This window comes from Flavobacterium sp. 9R (genome assembly GCF_902506345.1).
GTDB lineage: Bacteria > Bacteroidota > Bacteroidia > Flavobacteriales > Flavobacteriaceae > Flavobacterium.
Genome location: NZ_LR733413.1, coordinates 1,631,145 through 1,643,771 on the forward strand (window position 1 = coordinate 1,631,145; position 12,627 = coordinate 1,643,771).

Genomic DNA, 12,627 nt, shown 5'->3' on the forward strand with positions numbered 1-12,627 from the left:
TATTTTTTACTGTTCAAAATTAAGAAATATAAAAAATCTACTCTTGGCCGTCTTGATGTTCTACTGCTTTCTTTTCGGGTGTCTTACCTCCGTTGTAATAGAAGAATAATCGAAGTGTGTGGTTGGCATCGTACTGATAGCCAGAATATTTTTGTTGAAAAACGTACATATAGCCAAAATCATAACTGAGTTTTGGGGTTATGTTTTGTCGGATTCCTAGGAAAATTCGGTTTTGGTCTAGCGTATTGTACACTACTTCTTTACCGAAGTGCAGCAATAGTTCATCCGCCACAACCAATGATGGGAGTGATTTGTCCTTAAAAACAGGAATTGTAAAGCTCAACAAATAGCGGACTCTATTGGTGAATCGGGTATCGACAGCCACATCATTCGCCATTTTGTCTTGCCATCGCTGTTCATTTCTTAGTCGCTGGAGCACGCTGACTTTTCCAATTTTAGAAGTATAAACAACTTGCTGATACATACGATTCTCATCGGCAAAGTTATTCCATTCTGGTTTGGCTGGTGCTAACCACAAATGAGCATAACCTAAAGCTAGCGTTAGATTAGGATAAGCAGCATAAGTAATTCCGGTTCTGGCGAAATAAAAATTTTCTTTGGCGGCAAAATCTGTTCTGCGGATGTGAACATCATTCATCATTCCCCAGCGGTCATTGAATTTGTAATTGGTATTGAGACTCACCCAAGTTTGGGCTTGATGATTGACTTCTTTGGCTGTTTGGGTTTGAGCGTAGTTGCTAAAAAAACTACTCAGTACTAGAAAAAATATTATGATTCGTGACATTTTAAGCAAATTAAATGGATGGTAAAAACTCAAATTTAGCGAACTAGCGTCCCTATTGTTGCTTTCTTCTGCTAAAGTTAGGCAATTTTGACACAAATAGTAATGTCTATTTTTTCTTTTTTTGGGTATTTATTGACTATAAATGATAGCCTTTTACATTTTTACCGCTCGTGATACAAAACAAAAACATCAGGAAAACCGAGACGTTAACCACACGTGCCAAAAATTAATTAGTCCACGGAGCGTAGAGGATTATCAATTCAACATTGTGTTTTTACATATGATTCCAAATGGACAGGTCATGAACTGTCCCTACGTGAATAATACGACTTGCTAAATTACATTGGGTGGTTGTTTTTAAAACATTCGATGATAATCTGTACAACATTGTATTTTTACATATGATTCCAAATGGACAGGTCACGACCTGTCCCTACGGCAATGTGATTGAAATGTTTAATAATTTTTCTAGGCGCAGGAATCACCACTCTTCGCGCATAATCAAACCATTCTACTTCTTTAGTAACTTCAGCACAGCATTCTTTTTTTAGATTGAAAAATCGACTTTTAATTATGACTTTATTATCAATATAGCAATCACTCATTTCAATATAAAATGGTTCTGTAAACATTAGGTCTTTATTACAAATTAATCTCTGATTCCCTTCTTTAAAACCAATATGTAAGGCATTTAGTTTTTCCTTTGAAAATCCATTATAAAACAAAAAAATATACAACAATCGCAATGTATATGAAATATATGCCTCATTTTCCATTATCATAAAATCATTTACATCGTCTCCGGTAACAACATAATTTTTGCCAATCATCTTTAATCTATTTAGCGTTAATAAAAAGAGGTCAGTCTACTTTTAAACTGACCTCAAATGAGGGTACAAATTACACAATGAGTAAATAGCTACTTTTAATCCTTTAACTATATAAAAGGCTATTTGAGCAATGCAAAATTGTAAGTAATTTTAACTTTATCTGCAATCTTTTTACTCACCATACTTGGGATATCAATATTAAAATCCTCAGGTTTTACTTCAAATGTGCCAGTTACATTCACTCCGTTTGCAACTTTTGCAACTTTTATGATTACTGATACTGTTTTGGTTTTACCATGTATGGTTAAATCTCCTTTTAAAGTAAAAGTTTTAGGAGAAGACGTTATTGTTGCAATATCAAAATCTTCAATTTTTCCTTTTAGAGTTGCTTTTGAAAATTTTTCGGATTCCATATAGTTTTCATTGAAATGTTCTTCCATTAAAGCTACTTTAAAACGAAAGCCTTTTATGAGAACTAAAGCGGCAAAATCACCCGTTGATTGCTCTAAAACTGCGGATACACTTTTGTTCTCTGCTGCAACTTCTTCATAGGAAGGCACAGAAGCTTGAAATTTTACACTCCCAGTTTTTGTTATTAGTTTTTGAGAAAATCCAGTGGTATTTACAAGGATAATCAATAGTACTAAAAAGGAATTAACAAACGATTTTTTCATATGTTTAGCTATATTGGTTGTATGGTTTTATGAAATCCGCTTAGTATTGTTGGCGTTTAGCTCATCGCTTTCTGTTTAATCTTGGTTTTTGATGATTTTCTACTCCAATTAATTCACAGATCCACTCATTTCAAATTAATTAATTCTCTTTAAGCCCATCTGTATTCCACTTTACGATTGCATCAATATTTGCTTGAGACATTCTTCCTCCTTGTGGCATAAGTCCTGATTGTCCGTTTTGCAATTGTATGCGGCTTAATAAATTTGTATTTTCTACAGCTGCTTTTACTTGTGCAAATGTAGTTAAAGGTCTAAATGAAGCAGAACCTCCGCTTGAATGGCAGCTTATACAATTGTTATCTACAATTGCCTTCACATTGGCATTATAGGTAATTATTGTTGCTGTTGGTGGTGTTATTACATCTGGTTTTGGTTCAATAGTGTCAGTAGTGTCAGAACTACAGCTCCATAATCCAGTTAGTAAAATCGTAAGTGCAATTGTTTTTTTCATAGCATTTATTGTTTTATGGTTAATTAGAATACTCTGTATAAGTTAAATCCGAAAAAGAAATTTCCTTTACCCCATTCGCCAGATGCATTGGTCAGATACCCGCTTTCGCTCATGGCTTGAGAATTGGTAAATATGAGTTGGAAAACATGTCCTCCTGTTTCTACATCAAGCCCTACTGATAATGGGTTTGTATAAAATTTAGGCTTGTCAAAATTGTGCATGTATTCTAGATTGACAGATAATCTCTTGGTGATTTTATAGCGTCCACCTCCTCCAAAAGAAAACTGATTGTCTCTTTCTATGTCGGGATTGTAAAGATTTTTGTGTATAAATGATGGAACCAATTCTAATGACAGTTTTTCATTCACTTTTCTAGATATCAATAGCTGCTGAACATAAGCTATGCGATGCTTAAATTCTAAGCCAGGATATTGTTTTTTTTCTAAAAACGTATTGATATCTGCAACGGAGTACCCTACAATGTCTAGTGGGAAATCATTTCCTTGTCTCGCTATTCGGTACTTTACTCCCGTTTCATACATTTTGTTTAACGTATGTCGAGAAAGATTCACGGATAGCCAATCGGTAATTCCATAAATACCTCCAAGTTTTGTAGTGGCATTATCTAGACCAAAAAAACTATCCAAACCATCTTCAACAGAACCAAAACGATGAGATACCACAAAATAAAATTCTTTTTTGGCAGGCATTTTTGTCGTCTGTAAAGTTACCAGTTGCAGTGCTTTAAAAGTAGCGGTACTATAATTCTCAGTGGTTTGATTCGTATCAAGACTGTTTAGTAAATCGTCCTGTGAATAGGCTATAGTAGCCAAAAAAAGACAGGCGGAAATTAAAATTTTCTTCATAAATGGATTAATTTGTTTTATTTATTAATGATACATTGGTCGAGTTTGACTTCTTGAAATAGTTCGTCATAACCAATACATTTGCCTTTAATGCTTAGGTGACTATTCAAAAGTTTGTTTCTTTTCTTTTGAATGAAAAGGCAAAAAACAGTGTTGTCGAGAACCACTACAGAATCCGTTTCTTTGGTCACTTTTCCAGTTACTTCAATAGTTTTATTTAGATACAGTGCATCTGATTTTTCTTGATTTGAATTATAAGCATTCATCAAATTTGTCGCAGATGTGCTTAGTGTTGGTTTTTCCGATTCTATATTGCGTGCTTCTTTGAATAGAAAACCATAATAAAAATAACTACCTGCAGAAGCCAATAGTAGTAAAGCCACAATTACAGTTGTTGTTTTTTTCCTTTTCATATTTTTCATTGGAAATGATTCAATACTAAAACAGCTAGATCAAGGATTACCCTACCTAAATAATTGCTATTTTTAGAAAAAAAATAAAAAGAAGGACAAGGCTCTTTGTAAAAACCTTGTTAAGAAAGCTTTATAGTGAAACTCTAAAGCTTATGTTTGGTGTTCTTCGAAGTGAAAAAGTTGCTACTTCCTCTATAGCGTTTGATAAAGAGCTAATTCTATAGTACTCGTTAATCTCATTTTTTCTGTTCAAGATGTTTAAGATGGATATTCCTAATTTATATTGAACTCCATTTACAGTCATCCACTTGTAAGTAGCGGAAAGATTAACTTGTGAAAAAACATTTACATTGGTATTGTTGGGTTTATTGTAGTTAATCACGGGATTAGAAGGGTCGATTTGTGAACTAGCTGGAGAGGTTTTTGGTCTACCTGAAGTCCATTTTGTACCGAGTGCCATTTTGAAATTATTTTTCTCATACATTCCTGCCCACGAAAAGGTATGCATCAACTCAAAGTTGTTTGGAAAAATAGGGTGTTCGTACTTAGAGAAATCATAGTTGTTATCATTGTATGTATAACTTACCCAAGTAAGGAAGTGATTCATCTTTTTTTGAATCAGAATTTCTGTTCCCAAAATTTCATAGTCTCCTGTAGTTCTAATAAATTCTAATTGGTTTTGAAAACCTTGACTTGAAGTCGTAATTCCAGTAACTTTTTTATAAAAATTCTCTACTTCTAGCAACCAATCATCCTTTTTATAACATAAATTCAACGATACTTGTTTGCTTCTTTGAATAGGAATTGTCTTGTTGTCTGATAGAACCCAACGTCTTTTTTCGATGCCGAAATAATCTTTTTGCAAATAAATCATTTGTTGCGAATTCTGGCTTTTTAGCTCAGCCAGGAGTTCTATATTCAGACTTTTGCTAATGCCGTAGTTGAACTGTAATCGAGGTTCTACTATAAATTTCTTGAATTTTTCGATATAATTCATTCGTGTTCCCGCCTTAGCATATATTCTCGAAATGGTGTCATTATATATTCCTTCCAAAATCAAAGTATGTGTTCTCAACACTTCCTTGGTTTTACGATAAAAATCTGGATTAGTTACCTGCTCCAAATTCGTAACCCCTATTTCGTTGAACTGATAACCATTATTAAGACTAAAATCAGCACTAATGGTATGGTTATTTTCCAAATTTATTCCATTATTTTCCACTGTATTTTCCTGAATAACGATTTGATTCCCAGTAGTAGCTTTCTGGTTGGCCAAAAGTTTATAGGAAGAGTTGTAAGCATTAATTTTAGTGGTATTCCAGCTATTCCATTCTCTTTTCCAAGATAAATTTCCCCCAAAATTTTGCTGTTGTAACCCGTTGTTTTCTGATTTGTTTAAGTCGTTTGTAGCCGCACTTTGCAACACTTTCAAATTGTCTTTTATGGTTATTACATCCAGTATTATTTGGTCTTTGGTTCCTATTTTTTGAGCATATTTAAGTGTTGCATCATAGAAATCAAATTCTTTATCGCTTTGGTACTTGATATTTTTATTTTTGGAAAAATCAGAGATTGTCGTATTTTGAAATATTTTATTGAAGTATTCTTTAAAGGTAGGAGTTTCTATAAAATCAGTAATCGATTTACGTGCAGCAATTTCGATATAACTCTTTTTCGAAAGGTTGTACTTTGCATACATATCAGCATTAATCATATTGATTCCTGCGCTAAAAGTATTCTTCTCCGCTAGTTGAGGAGTTGAAGAAATAGCTACTACACTAGAAACACTTTCTCCATAAAAAGCAGAACTTCCATTTTTGTATATAGCAATGGTATGAGCCAAATTGGGATTAAAAACCGATATTAAACCAAAAAAATGTCCCGTTTGAAACATGCGTATTCCATTCCACAAAAACAAATTTTGGTCGTGAGTCCCACCGCGCACATTGATGCTTGACACGCTTTCGTCGATACTGTTTACACCTGCAATTTGCTGCATTGTTTGCAATGCATCTGGCTCGATAAGTCCTGGCAAAATACCAAATTTCTTGGGTTTAATTTCAAATGAACCGTCCTTACTTTTTGAGATTCCCGAAGCTAAAATAGCATTGGTTTTAATCTCTTCCAGTTCTGTGATATCAGGAGATAGTAGAATTTCCAAACACTTTTTGGGACCTGAATTAGTAGTAACAATTCTTTTTGTTATGTATCCGATATGACTAATCCAGAGTATGTTTTTCTCAGATTTTTCACCTTCAAAATAACCATTAGCATCCGTTGTAAGCTGGATTTTATCGTTTAAATTGATATTTGCGTTCTCGATAGGTTTTTTGTCTGCCGAAAAAACGTAGCCACAAATTATACTGGCTTCCTTGTCTTTTTTGTAAATATTAATGAATTGATTTCCTATATTTTCAAAAGACAAATTGGTGTTTCTCTCAAGATATTGTAGTTTTTGATTTAGTGAAAGTGATCTTTTAGGGGGATTTAGGTAAAGTCCTATAATATTGTCTTCAGTGTAATTAAAGCTTACTTTATGTTGTTTTTCAATCTCAAATAAAATTTCCTTAAAAGGCATACTTTTTTCTTTCTCTTGAGCCAAAAGATGTAGGACAAGGAAAAAGAAAAAAAAGGAAAAATGAAATGATTTGGGGTGCAACATTTATTTTTCGTCAAAAATTATTGTATTCTTTGAGACTTTTTTCATCTCTAAATTATAGGTTGTACTAATGATTTGTAAAGCAACATCTAAATTTTTAGTTGGCAGTTTTCCCGTAAATAGAGACGTGGTATCTTTTGCGTTTACTTCAATCGTGATATTGTACTGTCTACGAACTTCGTCTCGCAAGGATTTGATATTTTCCTTATAAAAAGCGATTTGATTATCCATCCATTCTGGCTTCGATGAAATTGTTCCTCGATTTATTTGCTTACCATTTTCAAAAATAATGCTTTGTCCTTGCGTTAACAGCACTTGAATGTTCCCATAATTTACTTTTACACGTCCTTCGTAACAGACAACATCAAACCTATTTTTTCTAGCTTTTACGTTGAATTGCGTTCCTAAAACCGATACTTTCCCTAGGTTGGTCTGCACTTCAAAACGTTTTCCTTTGGCTACTTTGAAATAAGCTTCTCCGTTTAGTTCAAGATGTCTGTTGCTGTCCCAATTCCATTTTTTAAAGTGTATTTCAGAACCCGAATTCAGCACCACTTCGGAATTATCCGGTAATAAAAAAGTGTTTTTTTCACCAAAGTTTGCCGTTTGTGTTTGTTGTACAAAATTTTGGATAGCGAACGTAATTCCAAGAGCCAAAACAAGGATTGCCGCTGCTTGAAAGAACCATTTTTTGTATAAAGGAACTACTTTTGTAACCGTTTTTTTCTGCTTTAGAATATTCGCAAGCATCGGATTTTCATCCCAATCCTCTACTTCTAAATATGCAGTATAGTTCTTAATCTTTTGGTATTTTTCAAAATCGGGACTTGCTTCAAATGCTACTAATTCATCCTCTGACAAATCATCGTTGAGCCATTTCGCTAGTAAGTGATTTTCTTTCATTGTACTTTTATTATATGTTTAAACAACTAAAACTCTATTTACCCTACTTTTACAAATCAATTTCTTTGCGTAAACTTAGCAAAGCCAAATGAATACGCTTTTCGACAGCTTTAATGCTAATATTGAGTGCTGATGCAATTTCGCTATATTTCTTTCCATCAATACGGTGCATCAAAAAAGCTACGCGCTGTTTTTCGTTTAAATTTTCAATGGCTTTCAACAGTTTGGTTTGAAATTGTTTTTCCTCCAAAAGATATTCTGGACTTTCATTTGTTTTATCTAAACCTGTAAAGTTTTTTTCATATCGCAACACCACTTTTTGATGAGCAATTTCATTAAGACTGCTATTGTTTGCTATCGTATAAATATAAGACTTTGCCTTTTCAATCGGTACGGAACCGCAGTTTTGCCAAAGTTTGACAAACGCCTCTTGTGCGATATCTTCTGCCTGTTCTTTGTTGCCAAATTTGTAAAAAAGAAAATTCCGAAGTGCTTTTATTTGACTTTTGAAAAAAGAGGAAAAGATTATTTCGTCACAAGTGTTTGATTGGTTTGTATTTGGCATTTAGATTTCCTGTTGGTGCTTTGCAAAAGTATTTGTTTTTAGTTTAAGTAGGGTAAAAGTAAAGCTGATTGTTTTATAGTAGCGTAGCTTAGTAGGTGTTTTTGATTCTTAGTGATTTTAAAAGACAACAAAAATCTTAGCTGCGAATTTATTGAAAAACAGTTTCTTGAAAATCATTACCTTTGCCAAAATACTATTTATGTTTTCTTTACAAAAATATTTAGCAGTTATCCCCCTACTCTTCTTGCTTTCTTGCCAAAGCGAAATTGATGAGCAGGACAATAATTTGCAGGGAACCATTACACCTGTTTCTCCTCTTACTACCTATTTGCAAAGAATAGCAATGGTCAAAACCGTACACGATAACATTATAGACAAGTCTAATTATTGCACTATACAATTTCCCTATACTGTTACAGTAAATAATGCAAAAATAACATTGAATACTATAGCTGATTATCAAAAAGTAGTTGATAATGTTAATGCCAGTACTACTGATGACGATATTGTAAAAATAGATTTTCCAGTAAAGATGGTTTATTATAATTACATCGAAAAATTAATCCCTGATGAAACCAATTTTAATTCTTTAATCGATTATTGGAATCTTTACCCCGATCTTTTGTCTAAAATCAATGGTCTAAACATCAATTATCCCATAACGATAAATACCTATAACAGTTCTAATCAGTCCGCAAGTTCTACAACTATTATTAGCGATCAGGTTTTTTTTTATTTTATAAAAAATCTGAGTGCTAGTCAATATATCTCCTTACAATATCCCATTTCGATAGTGGATTATAATTATCAACCAAGGACGATTTCCAATAATCAAGAATTCGAAGATGCCATAAAATATGCTATTGATTATTGTCCAGAGAACAATATTGTGTCGCTTGATTTTGAAGAAGTGCTAACAAAAGGATCTTGGAGCATCCCGTATTTTTTTATTACTTCAGATACTACTTCTATGTATAGCGGTTATTCATTTGTCTTTAAAAATGATTATACAGTTGTCGCCACAAAAGGTGGTGTTTCTGAAACGGGTCAGTGGAGCATAACTATGTATAGTGGCGTTAAGGCATTACAATTGGATTTTAGTTCAACATTACTAAGTAAATTGGATAGTAATTGGACATTGTTTGAGTTCAATAATTCTCAAATACGATTACGAAATGTAGGCATCAACTCCACTTATCTCTATTTTGAGAAAAAGTAAATCCAAACAACGATTCTTTGAATGATTTGCAAAAAATACTATAAATTCATTTAGCTATAAAACTTTTAGAGAAAAAGTAGTTGACAAAACTACAACTTGTCTTTTCTTGTTGGTAGGGATTAAATTCAAAATCAAAAAATCCATATTTTCAAACTAATCCAGTAATACCGCGATTAAATATCATTCACCAATTCAAGTAACAGATGTAAATGCTTTGTTGGTCCTAAATACTATATTTGGTTGTATTTAAATGTAAAATTTAAAGTCAATTTATTGAGGTCTTATTGCTATTTTCAATTGATTCATAGGTAATTATTCGATTAAAAAATCTACCCTTATTTACTAATATCTTTCATCTTTTAGTTGAGAGCAATAGTTGTACTGAAGATAATTGGGAAAATAGTTTCATCTTATCCTTTTACAATATTTCAGTAAATTTGAATTTGATTAAGCACACTTCATCTTGTAAAATTGACTATTAAATTATGCTAAAAGAATTTTCATATAAACAATTCGGAAATATCGAATTCAGCAAAAAAGCTTTGGAAGAAACTACACTTACTTCAATAGCAGACCATATAAAAATTCTCTTGATTCCAAAAAATGCTATCATCCAAGTAGATTTTCAAGAATTTAATATGAAAACTGATGCTCTCTTGTTTATTAATCCAAAAGTAATTGTAAAACCATGTGAAACAATAAATGGTATATTAATCCATTTCAACAGAGATTTTTATTGCATCGAAATTCACGATCAAGAAGTGGCTTGTGATGGGATTCTTTACAATAATGTTTTTGAAATTCCTTTTATTAATCTTAATGAGAATCAATCCAAAGATATCCAAAACATTATTCAAGAAATCAAAACGGAGATGAATCATGAAGATGCTAACACAGAAGAAATGCTTCGCATCTTATTAAAACTGATCATTCTTAAGTCAACTCGAATTTGGAAAGAGCAACACCAATTAGCAGAGAATACCCAACATGCCGATGTACAGTTTTTAAGAAAGTTCAGCAAATTGGTAGAACAAAATTACAAAACACATCATACCGTTGCTGATTATGCAGAACTATTATTTGTAACTCCAAAAAACCTCAGCAAAAAAATAGGATTAATTAGTAAAAGTACTCCAAACGATATCATCAAAGACCGAATACTATTAGAAAGCAAACGTCTTTTAGTTCATACCAAAATGACCGTAAAAGAAATCGCCTATAGCTTAAATTATGATGACGATGCTTATTTTGTGAGGTTTTTTACCAAACAAACCGGTCTGTCACCAATGGCATTTAGGAAGCAATTTTAAAACTTTATAATGTATTAAAAAGTAAAAGGCCTTTCAGAAAGCACAACAAATATCAGACTTTCATCAACTTTTTATTTATATTCAATCATTTACTTTACTTCTCATGGAACTATTATTAAACTATATCAGAAAATACTCTTCCTCTTTAGTATCAGAAAATGATTTCGAGATTATTAAAAGTTATTTTACTTTTAAAAAGCTAAGAAAAAAACAATATTTCTTACAAGAGGGTCAAGTCTGCAAACATTTTGCATTTATTTTGAAAGGTGCAATGCGACAATATTACATTGACGAAAAAGGAACTGAGCATTTTGTGCAATTAGGTATAGAAAATTGGTGGATGGGTGACAGAGAAAGTTGGGCAATGCTCACACCATCGCGTTACACTATTGATGCCTGGGAAGATACTGAAATACTAACTATTTCACATGCAGATGTATTGAAAGTAAGTCAACAATTTCCAGCACTTATGGAAATGATGCGGAAAATGGACGAACAAAATACTATTGCCACACAAAAAAGAATAACTTCTACAATTAGCCATACTTCTCAACGCCGCTATACTGATTTTACTTTGGAATATCCAGATTTTATAAAGCGTTTTCCTCAACATGTAATTGCCTCTTATATTGGAATTACGAAAGACACATTAAGTAGGGTGCGAAACAAACGCTCTTAAAATAAGCTATAAGCATATAGTTTTTAATTTACGTAGCTATTTATCATCGTTTTCTATCAAATCATTGCTGCATTTTTGTTAAAACAAACAAAAATGACAATGGTATTATTTGCAAAATCAAATTTTTATGACAGTATAATTTGCAAAATAGTCCTTGTTTTTTCTCTCTTTTCTATTCAAAAAACAACCTTTTACAAAATTAGTGCAAAAAGTGCAATTCAAGGCGAAAAACGTCCATTGAGTGACGCTGCTATTTGCCGCAACTTTGCCTCATCAAATTATTACTAACATTTTAAATATCAAAATTATGAACAAGTTTACAGTAAAAGACGGAACAGAGATTTATTTCAAAGACTTAGGAGCAGGACAACCCATTTTTTTTCACCACGGTTGGCCATTATCATCAGATGATTGGGATGCTCAAATGATGTTTTTCTTAGAGAAAGGGTACAGAGTAATTGCACACGACAGACGCGGCCATGGTCGTTCTACCCAAACATTCCAAGGAAATGATATGAATACTTATGCTGCTGATGTAGCTGAATTAGTTGCATTTTTAGATTTGAAAAACGTAATCCACGTAGGACATTCCACAGGCGGCGGGGAAGCACTTCGTTATGCAGCACAATATGGAAAAGACCGCGTATCGAAAGTAGTTTTGATTAGTGCCATCACTCCTTATATGATTGCCGATGAGAACAATCCAAATGGCGTTCCCTTATCTGTGTTCGATGATATTCGTTACAATACACTACACAACAGAGCTCAATTTTTTCAAGACATCACTATCCCTTTCTTTGGCTATAACCGAGAGGGTGTAACAATCAAAAAAGGTATTCAAGACAATTGGTGGAGACAAGGAATGATGGGTGGCATCAAAGCACAATACGATTGTATCGAGGTGTTTTCTGAAACTGATTTTACTGAAGATTTAAAAAGTATAACCATTCCGATTTTGGTATTGCATGGTGATGACGACCAGATAGTACCTTATGAAACCACTGCTGTAAAAGCTGCAGAATTGTTACAAAACGGAAAGTTAATCATCTATCCTGGTTTCTCTCATGGTATGCCAACGACAGAAGCCGCAACCATCAACAAAGACATTTTAGAATTTATCAACGAATAACAAGGAAAAAAGTGCAATGCAAAGGGGAAAGCGTCCATTGAATACTTGCTCTTTTCGCTTCAAC

At 32.9% G+C, this 12,627-nt stretch carries 14 protein-coding genes; 5 read left to right on the forward strand and 9 right to left on the reverse strand.

Annotation, left to right across the window (positions count from 1 at the left end; translation table 11 throughout):
• Nucleotides 1-37: 37 nt before the first annotated feature.
• The 9 genes from FLAVO9AF_RS07145 to FLAVO9AF_RS07185 form a co-directional block, all read right to left on the reverse strand.
• Nucleotides 38-805, reverse strand: coding sequence for a DUF2490 domain-containing protein (locus FLAVO9AF_RS07145; protein ID WP_159686338.1), 768 nt, complete (start codon nucleotides 803-805; stop codon nucleotides 38-40).
• Between the two features lie 395 nt (nucleotides 806-1,200).
• The gene (locus FLAVO9AF_RS07150) at nucleotides 1,201-1,635 is read right to left on the reverse strand and encodes a hypothetical protein (RefSeq protein ID WP_159686341.1); all 435 of its coding nucleotides are present in this window, start codon (nucleotides 1,633-1,635) and stop codon (nucleotides 1,201-1,203) included.
• 119 nt (nucleotides 1,636-1,754) lie between these two features.
• A complete protein-coding gene (locus tag FLAVO9AF_RS07155; RefSeq protein WP_159686344.1) occupies nucleotides 1,755-2,309 on the reverse strand; it encodes a YceI family protein in 555 nt (184 codons plus the stop codon).
• A 139-nt stretch (nucleotides 2,310-2,448) separates the two neighbouring features.
• Nucleotides 2,449-2,820 (reverse strand): cytochrome c, encoded by a 372-nt coding sequence (locus tag FLAVO9AF_RS07160; RefSeq protein ID WP_159686347.1) that lies wholly within the window; start codon nucleotides 2,818-2,820, stop codon nucleotides 2,449-2,451.
• Nucleotides 2,821-2,843: 23 nt separating this feature from the next.
• On the reverse strand, nucleotides 2,844-3,686 hold the full coding sequence (locus FLAVO9AF_RS07165) for a DUF5777 family beta-barrel protein (protein ID WP_159686350.1): 843 nt from the start codon (nucleotides 3,684-3,686) through the stop codon (nucleotides 2,844-2,846).
• Between the two features lie 17 nt (nucleotides 3,687-3,703).
• Complete coding sequence (locus tag FLAVO9AF_RS07170) at nucleotides 3,704-4,099, reverse strand: hypothetical protein (protein WP_159686353.1); 396 nt, start codon at nucleotides 4,097-4,099, stop codon at nucleotides 3,704-3,706.
• Nucleotides 4,100-4,229: 130 nt separating this feature from the next.
• Nucleotides 4,230-6,677 carry a TonB-dependent receptor plug domain-containing protein gene (locus tag FLAVO9AF_RS07175; RefSeq protein WP_236552291.1) on the reverse strand — a complete coding sequence of 816 codons (2,448 nt, stop codon included), beginning with the start codon at nucleotides 6,675-6,677 and terminating at the stop codon, nucleotides 4,230-4,232.
• Between the two features lie 84 nt (nucleotides 6,678-6,761).
• Nucleotides 6,762-7,661 (reverse strand): FecR family protein, encoded by a 900-nt coding sequence (locus tag FLAVO9AF_RS07180; protein ID WP_159686359.1) that lies wholly within the window; start codon nucleotides 7,659-7,661, stop codon nucleotides 6,762-6,764.
• A 49-nt stretch (nucleotides 7,662-7,710) separates the two neighbouring features.
• A complete protein-coding gene (locus tag FLAVO9AF_RS07185; protein WP_159686362.1) occupies nucleotides 7,711-8,226 on the reverse strand; it encodes an RNA polymerase sigma factor in 516 nt (171 codons plus the stop codon).
• A 199-nt stretch (nucleotides 8,227-8,425) separates the two neighbouring features.
• Between FLAVO9AF_RS07185 and FLAVO9AF_RS07190 the strand changes: the two genes are divergently transcribed.
• The 5 genes from FLAVO9AF_RS07190 to FLAVO9AF_RS07210 all read left to right on the forward strand — a co-directional run bounded on the left by FLAVO9AF_RS07190 (nucleotide 8,426) and on the right by FLAVO9AF_RS07210 (nucleotide 12,563).
• On the forward strand, nucleotides 8,426-9,445 hold the full coding sequence (locus FLAVO9AF_RS07190) for a hypothetical protein (protein WP_159686365.1): 1,020 nt from the start codon (nucleotides 8,426-8,428) through the stop codon (nucleotides 9,443-9,445).
• 485 nt (nucleotides 9,446-9,930) lie between these two features.
• Nucleotides 9,931-10,755: a helix-turn-helix domain-containing protein gene (locus FLAVO9AF_RS07195; RefSeq protein ID WP_159686368.1), complete on the forward strand. Its 825-nt coding sequence runs from the start codon at nucleotides 9,931-9,933 to the stop codon at nucleotides 10,753-10,755.
• A gap of 103 nt (nucleotides 10,756-10,858) precedes the next feature.
• Complete coding sequence (locus FLAVO9AF_RS07200; RefSeq protein WP_159686371.1) at nucleotides 10,859-11,434, forward strand: Crp/Fnr family transcriptional regulator; 576 nt, start codon at nucleotides 10,859-10,861, stop codon at nucleotides 11,432-11,434.
• Between the two features lie 93 nt (nucleotides 11,435-11,527).
• Nucleotides 11,528-11,722: a hypothetical protein gene (locus FLAVO9AF_RS07205; protein WP_159686375.1), complete on the forward strand. Its 195-nt coding sequence runs from the start codon at nucleotides 11,528-11,530 to the stop codon at nucleotides 11,720-11,722.
• Nucleotides 11,723-11,741: 19 nt separating this feature from the next.
• The gene (locus FLAVO9AF_RS07210; protein WP_159686379.1) at nucleotides 11,742-12,563 is read left to right on the forward strand and encodes an alpha/beta fold hydrolase; all 822 of its coding nucleotides are present in this window, start codon (nucleotides 11,742-11,744) and stop codon (nucleotides 12,561-12,563) included.
• Nucleotides 12,564-12,627: the final 64 nt, after the last annotated feature.

Bases quoted from the DNA above. Each gene is read 5' to 3' on its own strand.
- FLAVO9AF_RS07200 (WP_159686371.1), top strand. From the start codon at position 10,859: ATGGAACTATTATTAAACTATATCAGAAAATACTCTTCCTCTTTAGTA.
- FLAVO9AF_RS07165 (WP_159686350.1), bottom strand. From the start codon at position 3,686: ATGAAGAAAATTTTAATTTCCGCCTGTCTTTTTTTGGCTACTATAGCC.
- FLAVO9AF_RS07195 (WP_159686368.1), top strand. From the start codon at position 9,931: ATGCTAAAAGAATTTTCATATAAACAATTCGGAAATATCGAATTCAGC.
- FLAVO9AF_RS07175 (WP_236552291.1), bottom strand. From the start codon at position 6,677: ATGCCTTTTAAGGAAATTTTATTTGAGATTGAAAAACAACATAAAGTA.
- FLAVO9AF_RS07180 (WP_159686359.1), bottom strand. From the start codon at position 7,661: ATGAAAGAAAATCACTTACTAGCGAAATGGCTCAACGATGATTTGTCA.
- FLAVO9AF_RS07150 (WP_159686341.1), bottom strand. From the start codon at position 1,635: ATGATTGGCAAAAATTATGTTGTTACCGGAGACGATGTAAATGATTTT.
- FLAVO9AF_RS07210 (WP_159686379.1), top strand. From the start codon at position 11,742: ATGAACAAGTTTACAGTAAAAGACGGAACAGAGATTTATTTCAAAGAC.
- FLAVO9AF_RS07205 (WP_159686375.1), top strand. From the start codon at position 11,528: ATGACAATGGTATTATTTGCAAAATCAAATTTTTATGACAGTATAATT.
- FLAVO9AF_RS07170 (WP_159686353.1), bottom strand. From the start codon at position 4,099: ATGAAAAGGAAAAAAACAACAACTGTAATTGTGGCTTTACTACTATTG.
- FLAVO9AF_RS07145 (WP_159686338.1), bottom strand. From the start codon at position 805: ATGTCACGAATCATAATATTTTTTCTAGTACTGAGTAGTTTTTTTAGC.
- FLAVO9AF_RS07160 (WP_159686347.1), bottom strand. From the start codon at position 2,820: ATGAAAAAAACAATTGCACTTACGATTTTACTAACTGGATTATGGAGC.
- FLAVO9AF_RS07185 (WP_159686362.1), bottom strand. From the start codon at position 8,226: ATGCCAAATACAAACCAATCAAACACTTGTGACGAAATAATCTTTTCC.
- FLAVO9AF_RS07190 (WP_159686365.1), top strand. From the start codon at position 8,426: ATGTTTTCTTTACAAAAATATTTAGCAGTTATCCCCCTACTCTTCTTG.
- FLAVO9AF_RS07155 (WP_159686344.1), bottom strand. From the start codon at position 2,309: ATGAAAAAATCGTTTGTTAATTCCTTTTTAGTACTATTGATTATCCTT.